Origin of the sequence: Clostridium sp. (assembly GCF_036643715.1) — a bacterium.
Classification (GTDB): Bacteria; Bacillota; Clostridia; order Clostridiales; family Clostridiaceae; genus Clostridium.
Map to the genome: position 1 here is coordinate 13514 of NZ_JAVXRL010000025.1, position 22374 is coordinate 35887.

Annotated in this window: 18 protein-coding genes and 1 other annotated feature; of the genes, 14 read left to right on the plus strand and 4 right to left on the minus strand. The window is 28.9% G+C overall.

Annotation, left to right across the window (positions count from 1 at the left end):
• Positions 1-97 precede the first annotated feature (97 nt).
• The 10 genes from RSF37_RS08755 to RSF37_RS08800 all read left to right on the plus strand — a co-directional run bounded on the left by RSF37_RS08755 (position 98) and on the right by RSF37_RS08800 (position 12491).
• On the plus strand, positions 98-1222 hold the full coding sequence (locus RSF37_RS08755) for a sigma-70 family RNA polymerase sigma factor (protein ID WP_332564028.1): 1125 nt from the start codon (positions 98-100) through the stop codon (positions 1220-1222).
• Between the two features lie 236 nt (positions 1223-1458).
• A complete protein-coding gene (locus RSF37_RS08760; RefSeq protein ID WP_332564029.1) occupies positions 1459-3585 on the plus strand; it encodes an immunoglobulin-like domain-containing protein in 2127 nt (708 codons plus the stop codon).
• Positions 3586-3742: 157 nt separating this feature from the next.
• Positions 3743-4045: a hypothetical protein gene (locus tag RSF37_RS08765; RefSeq protein ID WP_332564030.1), complete on the plus strand. Its 303-nt coding sequence runs from the start codon at positions 3743-3745 to the stop codon at positions 4043-4045.
• Between the two features lie 39 nt (positions 4046-4084).
• Positions 4085-4261: a hypothetical protein gene (locus tag RSF37_RS08770; RefSeq protein WP_332564031.1), complete on the plus strand. Its 177-nt coding sequence runs from the start codon at positions 4085-4087 to the stop codon at positions 4259-4261.
• Between the two features lie 351 nt (positions 4262-4612).
• Positions 4613-5965 (plus strand): glucose-6-phosphate isomerase, encoded by a 1353-nt coding sequence (locus RSF37_RS08775; protein ID WP_332564032.1) that lies wholly within the window; start codon positions 4613-4615, stop codon positions 5963-5965.
• Positions 5966-5968: 3 nt separating this feature from the next.
• Positions 5969-6412, plus strand: a complete 444-nt coding sequence (locus RSF37_RS08780; protein ID WP_332564033.1) for a YaiI/YqxD family protein — start codon at positions 5969-5971, stop codon at positions 6410-6412.
• Positions 6413-6609: 197 nt separating this feature from the next.
• Complete coding sequence (locus RSF37_RS08785; protein WP_332564034.1) at positions 6610-8610, plus strand: triple tyrosine motif-containing protein; 2001 nt, start codon at positions 6610-6612, stop codon at positions 8608-8610.
• Positions 8611-8739: 129 nt separating this feature from the next.
• Complete coding sequence (locus tag RSF37_RS08790) at positions 8740-9456, plus strand: pseudouridine synthase (RefSeq protein ID WP_332564052.1); 717 nt, start codon at positions 8740-8742, stop codon at positions 9454-9456.
• Positions 9457-9857: 401 nt separating this feature from the next.
• Positions 9858-10098: a binding site (T-box leader), on the plus strand.
• A gap of 48 nt (positions 10099-10146) precedes the next feature.
• Positions 10147-11808, plus strand: coding sequence for a glutamate--tRNA ligase (gene gltX, locus RSF37_RS08795; RefSeq protein WP_332564035.1), 1662 nt, complete (start codon positions 10147-10149; stop codon positions 11806-11808).
• A gap of 110 nt (positions 11809-11918) precedes the next feature.
• On the plus strand, positions 11919-12491 hold the full coding sequence (locus tag RSF37_RS08800) for a helix-turn-helix domain-containing protein (RefSeq protein ID WP_332564036.1): 573 nt from the start codon (positions 11919-11921) through the stop codon (positions 12489-12491).
• Positions 12492-12571: 80 nt separating this feature from the next.
• Here the strand turns inward: RSF37_RS08800 and RSF37_RS08805 are convergent, their stop codons facing one another.
• From RSF37_RS08805 to RSF37_RS08815, 3 genes are all read right to left on the minus strand, one after another.
• Positions 12572-14236, minus strand: a complete 1665-nt coding sequence (locus tag RSF37_RS08805) for a glutamine--tRNA ligase/YqeY domain fusion protein (protein ID WP_332564037.1) — start codon at positions 14234-14236, stop codon at positions 12572-12574.
• A 219-nt stretch (positions 14237-14455) separates the two neighbouring features.
• Complete coding sequence (locus tag RSF37_RS08810) at positions 14456-15082, minus strand: superoxide dismutase (protein ID WP_332564038.1); 627 nt, start codon at positions 15080-15082, stop codon at positions 14456-14458.
• 52 nt (positions 15083-15134) lie between these two features.
• Entirely contained in the window at positions 15135-16034 is a 900-nt protein-coding gene (locus RSF37_RS08815; RefSeq protein ID WP_332564053.1) for a radical SAM protein, read from the minus strand.
• A gap of 193 nt (positions 16035-16227) precedes the next feature.
• Here RSF37_RS08815 and RSF37_RS08820 point away from each other — a divergent pair, with 193 nt between their 5' ends.
• The 3 genes from RSF37_RS08820 to RSF37_RS08830 all read left to right on the plus strand — a co-directional run bounded on the left by RSF37_RS08820 (position 16228) and on the right by RSF37_RS08830 (position 18366).
• Positions 16228-16809 (plus strand): pentapeptide repeat-containing protein, encoded by a 582-nt coding sequence (locus tag RSF37_RS08820; RefSeq protein ID WP_332564039.1) that lies wholly within the window; start codon positions 16228-16230, stop codon positions 16807-16809.
• Positions 16810-16829: 20 nt separating this feature from the next.
• The gene (locus RSF37_RS08825; RefSeq protein ID WP_332564040.1) at positions 16830-17642 is read left to right on the plus strand and encodes an aminoglycoside N(3)-acetyltransferase; all 813 of its coding nucleotides are present in this window, start codon (positions 16830-16832) and stop codon (positions 17640-17642) included.
• Between the two features lie 241 nt (positions 17643-17883).
• Positions 17884-18366 carry an HdeD family acid-resistance protein gene (locus RSF37_RS08830; protein WP_332564041.1) on the plus strand — a complete coding sequence of 161 codons (483 nt, stop codon included), beginning with the start codon at positions 17884-17886 and terminating at the stop codon, positions 18364-18366.
• An 84-nt stretch (positions 18367-18450) separates the two neighbouring features.
• Here RSF37_RS08830 and RSF37_RS08835 read toward each other — a convergent pair whose 3' ends face one another.
• A complete protein-coding gene (locus tag RSF37_RS08835; RefSeq protein ID WP_332564042.1) occupies positions 18451-18906 on the minus strand; it encodes a hypothetical protein in 456 nt (151 codons plus the stop codon).
• A gap of 135 nt (positions 18907-19041) precedes the next feature.
• On the opposite strand from RSF37_RS08835, the gene RSF37_RS08840 reads away from it, so the two are divergent.
• A complete protein-coding gene (locus RSF37_RS08840) occupies positions 19042-22374 on the plus strand; it encodes a UvrD-helicase domain-containing protein (protein ID WP_332564043.1) in 3333 nt (1110 codons plus the stop codon).

Sequence of the window (22374 nt, forward strand, 5' to 3'; positions counted from 1 at the left end):
TGATATATCTTTAATATATCATAGATATTTTTTTAATTTAATTAATAAAAAAATTTTACTATATATGGTATAATCATTGAGTGATTAAGGAGGTTATATGGATTTAGATAGTAAATTAGTTAGTTTCAAAAATGGTAATCTAGATGATTTCGAAGAAATATATAATTGTTATTATAAAAAAATATATTTCTTATGCTTCAAGATTTTAAAAAATGAACATGATAGTATTGATGCGACACAAGAAGTTTTTATTCAAGTGTACAAGTCAATAGGTACATTAAGAGATATAAGCAAATTTAATTTTTGGATAAATAAAATTGCTATTTCAAAATGTAGTTACATAATAAAGAAAAATAAAAATATAGTTTTAGATGATGATAATTTTGATAACATTACAAACTCTGTAGAAGAAGAGAACCCAGAATTAATAGTTTGTGAGGATGAGAATAAAAAAATAATATTAGAAATGATTAATAAGTTAGCTGTTAAGAAAAGGACTGTAGTACTTTTATATTACTATAGTGAACTAAAAATAGAAGAAATATCAAATATTATTAAGTGCCCTACAGGTACTGTTAAAAGTAGGCTTAATAGTGCAAAAAGAGATCTTAAAATTTACTTAGATGAATATAAAGAAGGCAGTAAGTTATATGGAATGTCACTTCCTGCATTATTATTATTACTTAAGTACAATAGTAATGACATATTTAATATTCCAGCGGGAAATCAAGTACATGAAATAAAACAAAATGTACAAAGTAATAAGTCTAGTTTGAATAGTGGAAAAGTCACTAAAATTTTAAGGAAAATTGATATATATAAAGTAGTTGGTATTATTTTGATTTCAGTTATGCCGGCAATGAGTGCGTATAATTTTATTGAAAAGAAAGTTACGGAAAAAGTAGAAATGAATAATACAACTAATATAAATAATAATTCTGAGAAGGCTACTCAAAAAGATACAGAAAAAATAAGTGAAGAGTCAGTTCCAGATAAAGCTCCAGAAATAATCGGAGCAAATAATGTTACTATTAAATTAGGGGACACCTTTGATAAGCAAAAGGGTGTTTATGTTAAAGATGATAATAATGATATTAATACTACAAGTATAAATGGATATGTGGATACTAATAAAGTTGGTAACTATACACTCGATTATTTAGCTGATGATCATAGTGGAAATAAGACATTAATAAAAAGAATAATAACTGTAGAAAAATAAATATAAAAAAGGTTCATTAAAAATGAACCTTTTTTTGTTTATATGCTTCTATATTATATAAGGCTAGATAATATGGATGTTATATATGAATTCAATAGACATATAGTTAACAAATGTATCAAAAAGTTAACGATATAGACACACATAATACATTATTTATAGTTATATTGATAATTCATATTATAAAATAATTTTTATCCATAAAAATTCAATTGAATATAAAGGAGGATATTAGTTTGAACAAAAAAAATATACTAGCATTAATAATGTCAATATGCATATTTTCATCAATAGCAATAGAACCTATGACTGTATATTCAGCAGAAGAGAATATATCGATGAAGGACGAGGAAAATAAGGGGGATTCATGGATAGAAATAGAAATGAAAAATAATGAACCTTTTATAAAAGCTATAGAAAATGCAACTAAAAAAAGTAGAGAAAATATTACAAAAGATGATTTAAAAAGAATAAAAAAGCTAATAGGTGGAGGGGCTAGTGATATACCTGATAAAATTGATGATTTGGAAAATTTAGTTGAACTTGATTTTTCAGGTGGAACAATAGAAAAGGTTCCTAATAGTGTTGGTAATTTGAAAAATTTAGAAAAAATAAATTTAAATCAAAATAACCTTCAAGAATTTCCTAACGCTGTACTTAGACTGCCTAAATTGAAAAATTTATGGATAAATAAAGGGAATATAAAAGAAATTCCTGAAACAATAATAGAACTTCAAAACACCTTAATAAATTTGGATATAAGATTTCAAAATTTAGTAGAAATACCAGAGGTATTATTAGATGTGGACAAGTGGCCTGCAGCTTCAAAAGTATATGATGGAATGGGACTTGGTCTTGATATAACAGATAATCAAATATCACAGCCATATACTTGTGAAATTAATGCTCCATTTTCAAGTAGAGGGAACTTATTAGGTGAAAGTAAATTTGAAAAACCTTCATATGGAATAAAACAAGATCAATTATATTATAGTGGTAAAACTATAGAGATACCAATTGGGACAAATATCAAAGCTATAGAAGTTCCTATAAGTGATTTGTTTCTTTCATCAGGACATAAGTTATTTGAAAATCATATATTTGAAGTAGGTGTTGATTCAAAATCAGATTATAAAGATCTATTTGAAGATGGAATAGCAAAAACTAAAGGTAAAACTAATATTTTCATTAAAACTATTCAAGCAAGTAGTGATAATATGAAAGCAAGAGCAGTTGTTCCTGTTGAAATAATAGGAAGTAATGACAAACCGATAATAAGTGGGGCTGACAACTGTAGTATAAAAGAGGGTGATATATTCGATCCGATGGCTGGGGTAACAGCAGAAGATACTGAGGATGGAAATATAACAAAAGATATAAAAGTAATTGGCGAAGTAAATACAAATAAGCCAGGAAAATATGAGATAACATATGAAGTAACAGATTCAGACGGTAATAAAACAATGGTCAAAAGAATAGTTACCGTAAATCCAAAATGGTCAGATTTAAATAGTGTTCCAACAATAAATGGAGCAGAAAATAAAACAATAAAAGTTTCAGATATCTTTAATCCGTTAGATGGTATAACGGCAAATGATAAAGAAGACGGAGACATAACAAAGAACATAAAAGTTATAGAAAATACAGTAGATACAAGTAAAACAGGAACTTATAAAGTGGTATATGAAGTGACTGATAGCAAGGGTGCTAAGACTACAAAAACTATAACAATAATAGTTAGAAGCAATGACAAACCGGTAATAAGTGGGGCTGACAACTGTAGTATAAAAGAGGGTGACACATTCGATCCGATGGCTGGGGTAACAGCAGAAGATACTGAGGATGGAAATATAACAAAAGATATAAAAGTAATTGGCGAAGTAAATACAAATAAGCCAGGAAAATATGAGATAACATATGAAGTAACAGATTCAGATGGTAATAAAACTATGGTCAAAAGAATTATTACAGTAAATCCAAAATCTATTGAAATAAACAATGCACCAGTAATAAATGCAAAAAACAAGACACTTAAAGTAGGGGAAAAATTTAATCCAATGGATGGAGTAACAGCTGAGGATAAGGAAGACGGAGATATAACGAAAAATATAAAAGTTATAGAAAATACAGTAGATACAAGTAAAGCTGGAACTTATAAAGTAGTGTATGAAGTAATTGATAGTCAAGGCGTTAAAACTATAAAAGAAATAACAGTAATAGTAAATAACGAGGAAGATAATAGCACAATTACTAATGGTAAAAATAATTTACCTAAGACAGGTTATACAGCAGTAATGACAGTAATAGGAACTATAACAACAGGTGTAGGTGCAGCATTTTTAAATAAAAAGAGTAAGAGATAACAAATAAATTAATCATAATAAATTTTGTATGCTAATGTATGGTGAAGATTTATTTAAATCTTCACCATATTATTTAAAAAAATGAACTTTTTTTACATTAAAATACTCTATAGTATATGAGATTTATTAAAAAGTAGAATTAGAGAGGAATTATATTATGGATAAAAAAATGCAGTTTAATAATAGAGATAAATATTTAATTAAATATCAAGGAGATAAAATGCTTGTTAAAAGCTATGATGAATTTTTATCTGTATTTGTAGATGATTATTACATTGAAGATATAAATGAAAAAGAAGAAGTTTTAAATGGAATTATACAAATTGTAGCTATTGTTAAGAATACTGAGTTTAGTGAGAATATTGCAAAAAAGCATTTAGTTTGTATTGAAGATATTGAAAAAGTAATTACTGTTATAAATGAACTTAATATAGCAACCGTATTAAAAGTATGTTCTTAAAATAGTATAGAAGCCTAAAAGAGGGTAAGGAGAGTTTTTGTGAGTGATAGTCAAAAGATTATTTTGAAATATGTATCTGCCTTTGTTAATTTGAAGAGTGTTGAAATAATTTTAGAATATGATAAAAAGAGCGTTATTATATTAGACGAAAATATAATATTACATTTTAAGTACTTAAATCATAAGGTTGTACTTATTAACTCAAATATGAGGTAGATTTGAAATGATAAAAAGTTACACGTAAAATCTTTTAATTAATAGTTTACAGTAGTGTACTAAGCAGGGCGTAGAGTGTGTTAAAGGTTAAATATACCAATATATTTATAATATAAATAGTATAAAGAAAATCAATTGATTTATAAGTAAAAATTATAAATCATTGTTAATATTACGCTTTTATATATAAGGGATATGTTGTACAATATACTAGTAATGCCCTTTTAATTAAGAAAGTTTATATGGTTTTTTTAATCAAAAGGAATTGTGGGTTATAAATATATGGTATACAGCATAAGATAACTTTATGCGAATAACTAACTATTATACAAAAAGAAGGAGGACGCGATTATGACTAAAGGATTATCATTAGATTTATCTAAAGTAGCTCCATATTTACAAATGGAAGAAATAGAGTATATGGAAGATTTAGTACAATCAGCACATAAGAAATTACACGAAGGAACTGGTGCAGGAAATGACTATTTAGGTTGGATTGACCTACCAGTTAATTATGACAAAGTTGAATTTGACAGAATTAAAAATGCAGCAGAAAAGATCAAGAAGGATTCAGACGTTCTTATAGTAATAGGAATAGGTGGATCATATTTAGGAGCTAGAGCAGCAATTGAAATGCTTACAAATAACTTCTACAATGTATTATCAAAAGAAGATAGAAAAGCTCCACAAATATTCTATGTAGGTAATAACATAAGTTCAACATACATGAACCAATTATTACAAGCAATAAAAGGAAAAGATATTTCAGTTAACGTAATATCAAAATCAGGTACTACAACAGAACCTGCTATAGCTTTTAGAATATTTAAAGAACTATTAGAAAAGAAATACGGAAAAGAAGAAGCTAAGAAGAGAATCTACGCATCAACAGATGCTAGCAAGGGAGCTCTTAAAACATTAGCTGATTCAGAAGGATACGAAACTTTCGTAATTCCTGATGATGTTGGAGGAAGATTCTCAGTATTAACTCCAGTTGGATTACTTCCAATTGCAGCAGCTGGAATTAACATAGATGAAATTATGAAGGGTGCAGCAGATGCAAGAGAAACTTACATGAACCCTTCACTTAAAGAAAATGATTGTTACAAATATGCAGCAGCTAGAAATGCTCTATATGGTAAAGGAAAATTAATAGAAATATTAGTTAACTACGAACCATCAGTTCACTTCTTTAATGAATGGTGGAAACAATTATACGGAGAATCAGAAGGAAAGAACAACAAAGGAATATTCCCAGCAGCAGTTGATTTCACAACAGATTTACACTCAATGGGACAATATATCCAAGAAGGAAGAAGAGATCTTTTCGAAACTGTTCTTAATGTTGAAAACTCAGCAGAATCAGTTACAATAGAAGCTACAGAAGATAACATCGATGGATTAAACTTCTTAGCAGGAAAAGATATGAACTTTGTAAACCACAAAGCATTCCAAGGAACATTATTAGCTCATAATGATGGAGGAGTTCCAAACATGGTATTAAACATTCCAGAATTAACTCCTTACTACTTCGGACAAATGGTTTACTTCTTCGAAAAGGCTTGTGGAATTAGTGGATACCTTTTAGGTGTTAATCCATTCAACCAACCAGGAGTTGAAGCTTACAAGAAGAACATGTTTGCTCTACTTGGAAAGCCAGGATACGAAGATCTTAAAGCTGAATTAGAAGCTAAGTTAAAATAATATATGAAAATAATAATTGATGGAGATGCTTGTCCAAGCATCTCCGAAATTGAAAAAGTAGCAAAAGAATATGATGTTGAAGTAAATATTTTTGTTGATATACATCATTATATTCAAAGCGATTATTCAAAAGTTGTTATTGTTGATAGTGGTTTCCAAAGTGTTGATATGTATGTTGTGAATAATTCTAAGAAAAAAGATATTGTAATAACTCAAGATTATGGAGTTGCAGCAATGTGCCTTCCAAGGGGAGTTACTGTATTAAGTCCTAAAGGAAAGGTTTATTCAGAAGAGAATATTGATGCATTATTAGAGCAAAGGCATGCCTCTCAAAAAATTAGAAAAGCTGGTGGACGTTTTAAAGGTCCAAAGAAGAGAAGCTTTGAAGATGAAGAGAGACTGATTAGAAATTTAAAGAGATCAATAGAGTATAATTTAAAAGCTTAAGACGTATATAAAATAATTTATTTTATTTATATAGGTCTTATTTTTTTACATATAAGGACTAATGTAATAATCTATTTATATAATCACTATGTAAAATGATGTATAATTAAAAAAGAGAATAATGGTAAAAATATTTACAAAAAATGGTATTGTAGTATAATAGAAGGATAGGAAGTGATTTATGTGGGGTGAGGTGTATGGGCGGTATGAATATTTTGTTTGATAAGAAAAGTCCTCAACAAGTAAACGAAAATATTGAGATTGCAGTTGAGTTTGAGGAAGAGATAGATTTTAAAGTTTTAATTGGAACAGAAGGAATTTGGAATACGATAAAAGAATTTAACAAAAAAAAGTCATGTGTTTGGACTCCTAAAGAAGATGGGAATTATATGGTTTTAGTACAAGGAAAAAAAAGAGGCTCAGATAAGCCTTTTGAATATTTAGCAAGAGAAGAATTTAAAATAGGAAAGTGCGTAGGGGAAGAAAAAGTGATTAAAGATATTATTTTAGGTAAAGAGCAATATTTTATTGGCGAAAAAGCAAATATAGAAGTAATAGGTGAAAAAGAAACTTTATTATATAGATTTTGGAGAAGAGCAGAAGTTGGTTGGGAACCAATTAGAGATTACTCTACAAATAATATATTATTATATACACTTACTAAAGAAGGTAATGAAGAGATTCTAATTGAATGTAAAGATATTGAATCTAAAGATAATGTTGATGAATTTAAAATAGTAAAAGTAAAGGTAAAAGAGAAAAATAAAGTTGAACTTACTGATTTTAAGTGCTTAACAGAACAATTATTATTAAATGAAGAGTTAGTATTTAAAGTTGAAACTTCTTGTGGTGAAGATAGACCACTTTTATTTAAGTTTGTAAGAATGGATAGTGAAGGAAGAGTTGTATGTATACAAGACTTCTCATCAAGAAAAATAGTAAGTTTCCAAGAAAGTGAGCCTGGAGAGTACAAGCTATTATGCTTAATGAGAGATATTTTCTCAAATAAGGAGTATGACGATAGAGCTGTAATGGTTTATAAAGTTACTCCGTATAAAGAAGTAAAAATAAGAAGTTTTAAAGCGGATGTAAAATCACCACAAGCATCAGGAACTGATATAACTTTTAAAGCAGAAGCTACTGGTGGAAGAGAGTTAGTTTATAGATATATAGTGGATGGTGTTATTGCAGAAGACTCATGTTATACAAGAAGTAAGGAGTTCTATTGGTGTCCTAGAGAGGAAGGTTCATATAAAGTAACTTTATATGCTAAGGATATTTCTTTTGAAGGAGATTATGAAGATAAGAAAGTAATTCTTTTTGATATTGATAAAAAGAGTGATAAACCTATAAGGATTTTAGATGTTATATCAGATCAAAGAAGAGAAGCTCTAATTAATACTCCAGTAAACGTGAGAGTTATAGCTGAAGGTGGATCAATACTTTTATATGAATTTATAATACTTAAAAATGGAAAAGAAGTAGATAGAATAGAGTATGGAAGAACAAACTGGCTCAATTTCACACCAGAAGAAAAAGGCGAGTATGAAATTGATATAAGAGTTAAAGATAAGTTCTCTAAAGATGAGTATGATGGTCAATCAAGCTTATTTTTAAATATTAAAGATTATATAGGGGCAAAAATTGATTATATATTACTTCCTTGTAGAGAAACATTTTTAGTTGGAGATAAAATTGATATTGAAGCGATAGTTCAAAATACTAAAAATGTAAAGGTGAATTTTGCAACTAAAATAAATGGTCATGAAGTTGAAGAGACAGGATTTATGAGTAATAAAAAGCTTGTTGTTAAGCCAAAATGTCCAGGAAAATATACTTTTGAAGTATATGCTAAAAATATTAAATGTGAAAGTAAATATGACACTAAAAAAGAAGTAAGTATTTATGTTCATGAAGCTACTCCAGTTACAGATACTAAAATAACTGTAGATAAAGAAGGTATTATTCAAAATAAAGAAGTTAACTTCTGGGCAGAAAGCTCAGGCGGAAAAGATGTTTGTTATGAATTTTACTTAATGGAAAAAGGTAATTGGGTTAAAGCGCAAAGCTATAGTAAGAAAAGATATTATACATTTATTCCATTCTCAAAAGGTAAGTACAAAGTAATGGTACTTTCAAAAAGTTTTTATAAAAGAGTTAATTACGAAGATTATTCAGTATATGAATTTGAACTTTAAAGTTATAAAAAGCCTAATATTTTTAGGCTTTTTTTAGATTGTTTATTATTATATAAAATTGCTTTTTGGGTAATTTAATAATACAATAAGATGAAACTTAATAAATGAAAGTAAGAGGTGTTTGTGAAATTGCAAAGATTAGATAAAATTATTTCAAACTTAGGATTTGGAAGTAGAAAAGAAATAAAGACATTAGCAAGAAAAGGCTTTATTGAAGTAGACGGAATAGTTGTTAAAGACAGTGGAATGAATGTTGATCCTGATAAATCAGTTATAAAGATTAATGGGGAACAAGTTTTTTATAGAGAATACATATATCTTATAATGAATAAACCTGCAGGAGTAATATCTGCAACACATGATAATAAAGATGAAACTGTTATAGATCTTTTAGAAGTTGATCATCAAGCTTTTGATCCATTCCCAGTAGGAAGATTAGATAAAGATACAGTTGGATTATTATTATTAACTAATGATGGAGAATTAAATCACAGATTAATAGCTCCAAAGTGGAAAGTAGATAAAATTTACTACGCTAAAATAGATAAGAAAGTAACAGAAAAAGATATTGAAGCTTTCAAAAAAGGAATAACTCTTGATGACGGATATGTATGTAAGGAAGCTCATCTTGAAATTTTAAATGCAACAGATGAAGGATCAGAAATCAACTTAACTATTCAAGAGGGAAAATTCCATCAAGTTAAGAGAATGTTTGAAGCTGTAGGTAAAGAAGTTGTATATCTTAAAAGAATAGAATTCGGTGGATTAACTTTAGATGAGGACTTAGAAGAAGGCGAATATAGAGAATTGACAGAAGAAGAATTAGCACAATTAAAAAGCTTTTAACGAATGATGGAAAAGAGTGCAAGAAAATCATTCATAAATTTCCATAAAATGAATAAAAATTTTAAAATTACTTGCATTTTATAAAGCAGTAACATATAATACTAGTGCAAGGATAAATAAAAGGAATAAATAGCCCCCTTTTTATTTATTGCTTATTGCTAAAGCGCAACCTGGCCCCAAGGGTTGCGTTTTTTCGTGTGCCAAAAAACATAAGTGTAAATATTTACATTACTGTGTAAAATGGATGAATTATTGCTCATATATTGACATAATATATGAATTAAATAAATCATTGATGAATTATAATGCAATAAATTATTCATAAAATAATTCATCTAACTGATGTGTTTACAATAATATTTAATAAGGGTATAATTAGAGACGAAAGTTAGAATAATAATATATGTGCTAAGAAAAAGAAGAGTATATGACATTTTATTTTAAAGAGAGCTAGAGCAGGGTGGAAGCCTAGTAAGTAAAATCATAGAAAGAAGCTTTGGAGCATTGAACTGAAAGAGAATTATCATAGTAGGTTCTGGGTTATCTCCCCTTATAGAGAACATAAGTGAACTTGAAGAATATTATATTCTTTAGTTAATTTAGGTGGTACCGCGAGAAGTTAATAGTCTTTTCGTCCTAAAATATAGGATGAAAGGGCTTTTTTTTATACAAAGAAAGGTGATGAATGGAATGAGTAGAGAAGTATTAGCAAATTTAATATTTAAAAAAGATTTAAAAACTAGAGAAGATTACTTAAAAGAATATCCAGCAAGAGATATAAAGGAAGGTGCAAGAGTTTTAAGATATGCACCATCTCCAACAGGATTCCAACATATTGGAGGAGTTTATACATCAATCATAAATGAAAGATTAGCTCACCAAAGTGGCGGAGTATTTTACTTAAGAATAGAAGATACTGATCAAAAGAGAGAAGTTGAAGGCGCTATTGCAGATACAATAGAAACAATGCATAGTTTTGGAATGAACTTTGATGAAGGTATGACAGGAGACAATACTGAAATAGGAACTTATGGTCCTTATAAGCAAAGTGAAAGAAGAGATATATACCAATCTTTCGCTAAAGATTTAGTATTAAAAGGATTAGCTTATCCATGTTTCTGTACTACAGAAGAATTAAATGAAATTAGAGAAAAACAAATGGCAGAAAAGATTACTACAGGATACTATGGTAAGTATGCCGTATATAGAGACCTTCCAATAGAAGAAGCTATAAAGAAAATAGAAAATGGTGAAGAATATATATTAAGATTAAAATCACCAGGAAAAGAAGAAAACAGAATAGAATTCCATGATTTAATAAAAGGAGATGTTTCATTCCCTGAAAATCTTCAAGATGTAGTTATAATTAAGTCAGATGGACTTCCAACTTACCATTTTGCACACGTTATTGATGATGCATTAATGCATACAACAGACGTTATAAGAGGAGAAGAATGGTTATCATCACTTCCAACACATCTTCAATTATTTGATGTTTTAGGATTTGATAGACCAAACTATGCTCACGTTCCAACAATAATGAAGACTGAAAATGGTTCAAAGAGAAAGCTTTCAAAGAGAAAAGATCCAGAAAGTGCTGTAAGTTATTATAAAGAAGAAGGATATCCATCAGTTTCTGTAATTGAATATCTTCTAAACATAATAAACTCAAGCTTTGAAGATTGGAGAGCTGAAAATCCAGATGCTGATTATCATGAATTCCCAGTCTCACTTGAAAAAATGAGTAAGTCAGGAGCTTTATTTGATATAGTAAAACTTCATGATGTAAGTAAGAATGTAATTTGTAAGATGAAACCTGAAGTAGTTTATGACTACTATATTACTTGGGCTAAAGGTTTCGATAAAGAAATGTATGACTTAGTAAGTGGAAATGAAGCTATGATGAAGGAAGTATTTAACATAGATAAAGAAGGTCCTAAACCAAGAAAAGATTTCGGAAAATGGAATGAAGTTAGAGAAAAGATATTCTACTTCTTTGATGAATTATTTGCAAGAGAAACAGCAGCAGATGTTGAACTTCCAAAGAACTTAGAATTAGAAGAAGCTAAGAGAATTATTGAAAGTTATGCAAAAGCATATAACTTTGATACAGACCAAGAAACTTGGTTTAATGAACTTAAAGAAGTTGCAGTAGAACTTGGATATGCAACTGATAGAAAGAAATTTAAAAAGAACCCAGAAGAATATAAAGGAATGGTTTCAGATGTAGCTGGAGCAGTTAGAGCTGCCCTTACTCACAGAAGTAATACTCCAGATCTTTATACAATAATGCAAATTATGGGTGAAGATAAAGTTAGAGACAGATTCAATAAGTTTTTAACAATACAATAAAAATAAAATCCTGCCTCATAGTATGAGGTGGGATTATTTTTTTGTATAAATACAATTTGGATTATTTGTAAATGGTACATTATGGGTTACAATTAATTAGAGGTGATTATATGAGTATAAAACATTCTGTTTTAAAAAATGCAAGAAGGAAAGCCGGATTAACACAAGAGGAATTAGCGAATAATATTGGAGTAAGTAAATTTACTATAGCTAAGTATGAACAAGGTCAAAGAGAGCCTAATTTAGATACGTTAAGTAAGATAATCAATGAACTTGATATAGATTTTTGGGATATTATAGAGGATAAAAATATTGAGGTAGAGGCTAGAGGCATCTATAAAAAAGGAGAAGAATTTTATAAAAATATAATAAGGCGTGTAAATAGAAGACGGGGCGCTGAAGATTGGGTTTATGATAATTATTTAAAAGATATCTTTAGGGAAACTGTTGAACGGGGAGAGGGTTATAAAATATCAAATACTATAAATGATTTTATAGAAAAAGCATGTAAAATAGATTCAGAGGATATGGATGTTTTAGGAGTATATGAATTTAATAATAAACATGCAAAGCTTAAACGAAAAATTATAGATGATATTGTTAGAAGTTTAGAATTTACATTAGAATTAAAGCTTAAAGAAGCAGAAGAAACAATAAATAGAAAGTTATCTCATAAAAAATGATATTATAATAATAAAAAAATAAGCTTTAGAAAATCTAAAGCTTATTTTTTATATATAACCTATTAATTTAGGATTTTTTACTACTTAGGTAATCTAAATGAAGTCTTTAATGAAACTATTCTGTTAAAGACTAATTTTCCGTCTTTAGTTAATTTGTTATCTACTGAGAAGAATCCATTTCTAATTAATTGGAACTTATCAAGTTCTTTAGCACCGTTTATTGCAACTGGTTCTATAAATCCTTGAAGTACTTCCATAGAATTTGGATTAATTTGTTCTAAGAAATTCTTATCAATAGTACCTTCTTCACTATCTAGTATTAAAGGTTCATATAATCTAAATTCAGTTGGTACAGCAGTTTTAGCATCAACCCAATGGATTGTTCCTTTAACTTTTCTTCCTGTAAAGCCTGAACCACTCTTAGTTTCAGGATCATAAGTACAGTGAAGTTCTGTAACATTTCCATTAGCATCCTTTATAACATCATTACACTTAATGAAATAAGCTCCCATAAGTCTAACTTCGTTACCTGGGAATAATCTAAAGTACTTCTTAACTGGTTCTTCCATAAAGTCTTCTCTCTCAACATAGATTTCTCTTGAGAAAGGAACTTCACGAACTCCAAGATCTGCATTCTTAGGGTTATTATCAACTGGTAACATCTCAGTTTTATCATCTGGATAGTTAGTGATTATAACTTTAAGTGGTCTCATAACTGCCATTGCAGTAGGGGCTTTAGTTTGAAGATCTTCTCTTAAGAAGTAATCAAGCATTTGAGAATCAACTACTGAATTGTTTTTAGCAACACCAATTGCAGAGCAGAAGTTTCTTATTGATTCAGGTGTATAACCTCTTCTTCTTAGCCCTGATATAGTTGGCATTCTTGGATCATCCCATCCGTCAACTACTTTCTCATCAACTAATTGTTTAAGCTTTCTCTTACTCATAACAGTGTTTGTCATGTTAAGTCTTGCGAATTCAATTTGTCTTGGAACACTTTCCATTTCACAATTTTCAACAACCCAATCATATAAAGGTCTGTGATCTGCGAATTCAAGAGTACATATTGAATGAGTTATTCCTTCTATAGCATCTTCAATTGGATGAGCAAAGTCATACATTGGATATATGCACCACTTATCACCAGTATTGTGGTGAGCTGTGTGAGCAATTCTATAAATAATAGGATCTCTTAAATTAATGTTTGGAGAAGTCATATCAATTTTAGCTCTTAAAACTTTTTCTCCATCTTTGAATTCACCTTTTCTCATTCTTTCGAAAAGATCAAGGTTTTCCTCTACAGTTCTATTTCTGTAAGGACTATCTTTACCTGGTTCAGTTAAGTTTCCTCTATATTCCTTCATTTCTTCAGGAGTTAAGTCACAAACATAAGCTAAGCCTTTATTTATTAAAAGAAGAGCTCTTTTATACATTTCATCAAAGTAATTTGAAGCAAAACGTAATTCATCCCAGTTACAACCAAGCCATTTTACATCTTCTTCAATTGACTGTACATATTCAGTATCCTCTTTAAGTGGATTTGTATCATCAAATCTTAAGTTTGTTCTTCCTTTAAATTCGTCTCCAAGACCAAAATTTAAAAGAATTGATTTAGCATGACCTATGTGTAGATAACCATTTGGTTCTGGTGGAAATCTAGTTATTATAGATTCATGTTTTCCGCTATCTAAATCTTCAATAATAATATTTCTAATGAAGTTAGATGAATTTACATCGTTTGACATAAATATTACCCCTCCTATAAATATATTTTAAAAAGGTTGCTATAAGCAATCTCCAAGTTATGTCTATATATTACACATTTAACTTTAATTTTAATCCAATATGGCAAAAAAATAAAGTGAAACTTTTCCTTTTAGGGTAAGTAAATGCGTAAAATAGGGGATTTTTATAATAAATAGAGAAAAAAACAGCTATATCAAAATGATATAGCTGAAATTTCTTTATTTAGATTTAGCTTTTAAATATCTTTCGCTAACAATATCCCAATTAATAACATCAAAGAAGTTATTTAAATAGTCTACACGTTTGTTTTGATATTTTAAATAGTAAGCATGTTCCCAAACATCCACATTAAGTAGTGGAATCTGTTCATTAGATAGTGGACAATCTTGATTAAGTGTTGATAAAATTTCAAGTTTACCTTTTTTGTTTAAAACAAGCCATGCATAACCTGAACCAAACTGTCCAAGACCAGCTGCTATTAGTTTCTTTTTAAAATCTTCAAAAGACCCAAAAGCACAGTCCATTGATTCTTTTAACTTACCTGATGGTTCTAGTCCTTTATTTGGACCCATTCCATCAAAGTAGAATTCATGATTAAATACTCCGCCACCGTTATTTATTACAGCTTGACGTATTTCCTTTGGCACTTTATCAATATGTTTAAGAATATCTTCTAAACATTTAGATTGTAACTTTTCATGATTTTCTAAAGTTTTGTTTAAGTTATCAACATAAGTTTGTTGATGCTTATCATGATGGATAGTTACTGTTCTTTCGTCGATATAAGGCTCTAATGAGTCATAAGCATAAGGTAATGGTTTTAATGTGAATTTTTTTTGTTCCATAATATATCACCTCTACATAGTATTTATATGAATTTTTAAAAACATATCAATTTTATAATATTCCTTCCAAATCAAAAGAGGGAACAAATTCAGTAGTATTGCTACCACTTTCTTGAATAAAAGCATTTTTCACTCCAATGCTAGCTGCATAATCGATTAAGCTATCATAAAGCTTTGGATTTAATGGTTTTGATAGCTCCTTATATTTAAAAGCATTAAACATAGGAGTATATTGATTCATAATACTTATATAAACATTATCCCCAAAGCGTGAATAAATAGTATCAATAATTTTTTTAGAATCAAACAAAAGTCCTGGAAGCATAAGATGCCTAATTATTAATCCCTTAATCATCTTACCGTCTTCGTCAAATTTATTAATGCCAACTTGATCATACATTTCATTTAAAATATTAATTAAATTATCTTTATATCCTGGAGCTTTAGAATACTTTATTGCATATTTATCGTTAAAATATTTAAAGTCAGGAAGATAAACATCTATATATCCTTTTAAAGCTTTTATAGTATCGAGTGAGTCATAACCATTTGTATTATATAAAATTGGTATTGTAAGACCATTAGCTTTTGATATTTTTAAAGCTTCAATTATTTGCGGAACGTAATGAGTTGGAGTTACTAAATTAATATTATTAGCTCCTTTAGATTGAAGTTTTAAAAATATATTAGAAAGTTCATCATTAGTGATGAAAGCACCTGTATTTTCTTGACTAATTTCATGGTTTTGACAAAAGACGCATCTGAAATTACAATTTGAGAAAAATACTGTTCCAGATCCGTTGCTTAAAGAAATTGGAGGTTCTTCCCACATATGAAGATAAGCTTTTGAAGCTTTTACTTTATCAGTTGAATTACAAGCTCCGATTTCTCCATTTAATCTATTTACACCGCAATTACGAATGCATAAATTGCAATTACTTAACATATTCATGTAGCTCAAATATAATCACCTCATAATTTGATTATAATCTTTAATTTGTATTTAATCAAAGTGCTAAAAATTTTACGTATTGACTTTTATAAAAGTAAAACTATAGAATTGTAATATGTAAGTTTGGGCAGCTATTTAATAAAAAGAAAAGAAGCCCTTTCATATAATTATTATAAAAAAGGAGCTTTTTAGTATGGATGAATTTATAGAGTGGGATTATGAGGGTCAGGAATTTAAGAGAGTTGAAATTAGAAATTCCGAAATAAAAGAAAGAAATTTTGAAGGGTGTACTTTTAATGGATGTGACTTTTCAGGAGCTAATTTTTTAGAGTGTAGTTTTGATGATTGTGTATTTAAAGAGTGCAATATAACATTAACTAAATTTTATCATTCAAAATTTAGAGGTGTTAAGTTTGTTGATTGTAAAATAATGGGGATAGATTTTACTAAGTGTGATAGATTTATAATTGATTTTGAATTTTCAAAATGTATTATACAAAGTTGTAGCTTTGCAGAACTTAAAATACCAAAGACTAAGTTTATAGAATGTAATGTATACTCATGTGATTTTATAAATGCGGATTTAAGAGGAGCAAACTTTGGAAGATCAAGTCTTGAAGAGAGTATATTTGAAAATACTAATATATCAAAGGCTAATTTTTTAGATGCACTTAATTACAGAATAAGCCCGGCGAGAAATAATGTGAAGAAAGCTAAATTCTCTATGAGTGAAGTTATAAATCTTTTAGAGGAATTTGATATTATTATTAAATAGTTATATTGGAGGATTTTAAGGTGAGTAGATTAGAAGAAATTGTAGAAAATACTAAGAAACCTCTTACTAAAAGTTTTCTTAAAGAGGAATTCAATAGATTGGGGTTAAAAAAAGGTGATAGCATAATGGTACATTCTTCATTAAGCAAACTTGGATTTGTATGTGGTGGAGAAGTAGCAGTAGTTGAAGCTCTTATAGAAACAGTGGGAGAGGAAGGAACTATTGTTATGCCAACTCATAGTGGAGATTATGTGGATCCTGTATTTTGGGGAGCGCCAGCTGTTCCGAAGGAATGGTTTGAAGAAATAAGAAAAGAGATGCCAGCATTTGATCCATATGTTACTCCTACATTTGGAATGGGAAGAATAGTTGAATGCTTTAGAAATTATAAAGGTGTTAAGAGAAGTTATCATCCGACAGTATCTTTTGCAGCTTATGGTAAGTATGCAGATTTTATTACAGAGAATCATTCGCTTGAATACTCTTTAGGGGAAAATTCGCCTTTAGCTAGATTTTATGATATTGACGGTAAAGTTTTATTACTTGGAACGGACTATGACAGCAATACTTCTTTTCATTTAGCAGAATACAAAGCAGGAAATTTTGATAAATCAGTAAATGCATCACCAATAATAGAAAATGGTGAGAGAGTATTTAAAACTTATGATGACATAGAATTCAAGACAGAACTATTTATGTTTGCAGGAGAAGGTTTTGAAGAAAATTATAAAGTAATAGTAGATAAAATAGGAAATGCCGAAGTAAAAATATTTAGTCAAAGAGAATGTGTTGACCATGGAACTAAGTATTTTAAGGAATGTACTTTATATTAAAGTGTGTATAATTTGTATGAAAAAAATTTACAGTTTAGAAATTGCAAAATTTAACAAAAATGAGTATAGATGATGTATTTGAATTATTTATTAGATAATAGCAGTAAAAACAGTAATAACTGACGAGTATAATTAAATTTAATATAATTTGAACTAAATATAAAAATATGAACACAGTTAATATTACATAATACGGATATAATTTACTTATAAGAAATTATAAGGAATGGAGGAATGTATTATGAAATGGTTATTTGCGGTAGAAGGTATTTTATTAGCTATTGTAGGTGTAATATTTTTTATGTATCCATTAGAATCATTAATTAATTTTACAATGATTGCAGGAATATTTATTTTAATAGCAGGTATTATATCAATAATTAAGGCATTTAAATCAGAAAGAAAAGGAATGTATATCTTTAATGGTGTAGTAGATATTTTATTTGGTTTAACATTATGGTTTTCACCAATATACTCAGCAGAATTTTTAGTAATATTCTTTGGTGTTTGGGGATTAATAAGAGGTATATCATTATTAGTTGGAGAATTCCAATACAAAACGGCAGGATTCAATTTAAGTACACTATATACAATATTAATTATAATATTAAGTGTATTAGTAATTTTATATCCAATTCTAGCACTAGCTTATACACCAATAATAATTGGAGTATATTTAATATTAATTGCAGTATTTGAAATATATTTATGCTTTAGAATTTAAGGCTAATTAAATTTATAAAAGTTAAAATAGGCAACATATAAAGGAAGTAATTATCCAATATATGTTGCCTATTTTTTATATATTTTATTTAGCGTCTTTTGATAGTTCTTCTATCTTTGGTGAATTAAAGAATAATCCTGATACTTTATGGTTTGGATCATCTTCTTTAAATGATATAGATATTTTAACTCTCTTATCTTCATTTGTGAACTTAGCACTATAAAGAACATTTATAGTATCTTTTTGAAGCTTAGCCTCTATAAATTCTAAAGAATTTTCTTCATAAGTTCCTACTGCATTTTGAATTGGCATAACTAAGTTTATAAATGCACTTTTATCTGGAGCCATTTGCATCATGTCATCATTAAAATCTTTTATAAAATCTTCGTAATTCAAACTGCTCATAGATGACAGTATATTCGTTGTTATACTGTCTGAATATTCTCGTACAGATTTGGAATCATAATCAGATGAACATGAAACTAAAGACAAGGCAAATACAAGGCTTACAATTAGTGTTATAAACTTTTTAGTATTCATAAAATACCCCCATTTACGTATAAAAAATAGTTAAAAAGATTATACCACATTTTTACTAATAATTGAGTTTAAAGGCAACAATATAAATATGATGTATGATATAATATTTTAATACTAAGAAAGGAGGATGATGATTTGGACTTAAAATCATTATTAAATAAAGAACAGTATGACGGTGCTGTCACTGTTGACGGTCAAGTTCTAATACTGGCAGGTGCAGGTTCAGGAAAGACTAGAGTTTTAACATATAGAATGGCACATATGATTGAAGATCTAGGGATTAAACCTTGGAGTATATTAGCAATCACATTCACTAACAAGGCAGCTAAGGAAATGAAAGAGAGAGTTGAAACTCTTGTTGGAGACAAAGCTAATGATATGTGGATATCAACTTTTCACTCAACTTGTGTAAGAATACTTAGAAGAGAGATTGATAAACTTGGTTATAAATCAAGTTTTACTATATATGACACTTCAGATCAAAAAACATTATTAAAAGAATGTATGAAAGCTTTAAGCATAAATGATAAAGATATTACACTTCAAGAAATTATGGGTAAGATAGGTAGAGCTAAAGATAATATGCAATCCCCAAGCAGTTTTATGAGGGAACATGAAAGTAATTTTAGAGAGAAGAAGATTGCTGATGTTTATGAAATGTATCAAAAGAGACTTAAAGAGAATAATGCATTAGACTTTGATGACCTTATATTTAAAACAGTTGAACTTTTTAGAGGTCATGAAGATGTACTTGAATTTTATCAAAACAAATTCAGATATATTATGGTAGATGAGTATCAAGATACTAATGGTGCACAGTATGAATTTGTTAAGCTTTTAGCTAAGAGATATAAGAATATTTGTGTTGTGGGCGACGACGACCAATGTTTAGTAGAGGGAACTTTACTTAATGGAGAAAATGGTAAAGTAAAAGTAGAAGATATTAAAACAGGAGATAAAGTGTTAGCAGCTATAGGCAATGGTGAAAGTGCTTTTAAATCTGTAGATGATATAAATATTAAAGAACATAATGGAGATGTAGTAACAATAACTACAGAGAGCGGTAAAGTAATAAAAGGAACTCCGAATCATATAGGATTTGGAAAGATTGATATTATAGAAAATAAGCATTATGTATACTTAATGTACAAAGAAGGTTATGGATATAGAGTAGGTAGAACTTCATCGATTAGAAGCAGAAGAGGGGACACAAACGGATTAGCTGTAAGACTTAATGGAGAGCAAGCAGATAGGATGTGGATACTTAAAGTTTGTGATAATGTAGGGGAAGCTAGTTATTATGAGCAATACTACTCTACAAAGTACGGACTTCCTACAATAGTATTTAATAGTAGAGGAAGAGAACTTGCTATAACACAAGACAGAATAAATCAGTTATTTAATGATATAAATACTTTTGATAGAGCTGAAAAACTTATGGAAGAAGAATATCTTTATAAAGATTTTCCACATCATCTAAGTTCAGCTGTAATAAGAGGCGAAAGTGTAAGAAAGAGAATAAATTTAACTTTCTTCGGTGGAAAAAAGAATAGAGAAGGTATATTTAGCCACAGAATAGGTCTTAATACATCAGATGATGAAAGTAAGAAGAAATTTATAAATGCTGGATTCAATGTTAGAGATGGCAGAGGAGATACATTTAGAATAGAGACAGAAAGAGCTGAATATGATGAGGCTTATGATTTCTCTAAAAAATTGAGAGAAGTTGAAGATTCATTTTCAATACTTCAAAAAGCTAACTTAACAGAAGAAAAAAGCTTTATGTTAATGCCAATTGGAAGTATGAAAGAAGGAATTATTATTCCTGTATATGATGGAACAAAGATAGTTGAAGAAAGAGTTTTATCTGTAGAAATAGAACAGTATACAGGCAAAGTATATGATCTTAACATTAAAGGAGTTAGAAACTATTCTGCAAATGACATAATAGTTCATAACTGTATATACGCATGGAGAGGGGCCGATGTAACTAACATTTTAGACTTTGAAAAAGACTATCCAGAATGTAAAGTTATTAAGCTTGAGCAAAATTATAGATCAAAGGCAAATATATTAGATGCAGCAAATGTAGTTATCGTTAATAACTCAAGAAGAAAGAGTAAAGAACTTAGAACAGAACAAGAACCAGGAAATAAGATTAAAGTTTATAGAGCTTACTCAGATAAAGAAGAAGGAGACTTCGTAGCAAGACAAATATTAGATATAAAAGCTAAAGAAAATTATACAAATAAAGATTTCGCAGTTTTATATAGAACTAATGCTCAGTCACGTATATTTGAAGAAACTTTCAGAAGAAGAGGAATAGCTTATAAAATTGTTGGAGGAACTAAGTTCTACGACAGAAAAGAAATTAAAGATATGCTTGCATACCTTAAAGTGCTTATAAATCCTCAAGATGATATAAGTATAAAAAGAATAATAAATGTACCAAAAAGAAGTATTGGTGATGCAACAGTTAACAAAGTACAAGAGTTTGCAGAAAACTTTGAATTAAATCTTTGGGATGCACTTGCAGAAGTAAGAACAATTCCAACACTTACTCCAAGAAATTGTGCATCATTAGAAAAGTTCACAAATCTTATGGATAACTTTATGACAATGGCAGAGAGCATGTCAGTATCAATGCTTATCGAAACAATACTTAGAGATACAGGATATTTAGATGAACTTAAAAAATCTAATGAAATAGAAGACAAGAGTAGAATAGAAAACTTACAAGAATTAGTTTCTGATGCTGTTGATTTTGAAAGAAATAATGAAGATAAGAGTCTTACTGCATATTTAGAAAAAGTTTCACTAGTTCAAGATACAGAAAAAAATGAAGATGATGAAGAAGAAACTGTAGTTCTTATGACTCTTCATAGTGCTAAAGGCCTAGAATTCCCTAATGTATTTATGGTTGGAATGGAAAATGGACTATTCCCAAGTATGGGTGACTTTGATAAAGAATCACAAATGGAAGAGGCAAGAAGACTTTGTTATGTTGGAATAACAAGAGCAAAAGAGACACTTTATATGACATCTGCTGAAGTTAGAAGAGTATTTGGTAGAACAATGTCTTATAGCCAATCAGATTTTATTGGAGAAATAAAATCTGACCTTAAAGAGTATATAAATGAAAGAAGTACAAATGGAGCTTCAAGAGATGGAATGTTTGGTGGTAAGCCTAAGCCAAACTTTAATAACCCTCACAGTTTAAGAAATTCTATAACATCAAGAGGAAACCAAAGTGGCAGTTCATCTGCAAGTAATATTGCAACAAACAGTAGTTCATCTGTTAGTTCACAAGAAGTTACACTTGGAAGAAAAGTTAAGCATGAAAAATTCGGAGAAGGTACTATCGTTTCAGTTTTACCATCAGGAAATGATAAGAAGCTTACAATAGCCTTTGACAAACAAGGAGTAAAAGTACTTCTGTTATCAATGGCAAACTTACAACTTTTATAG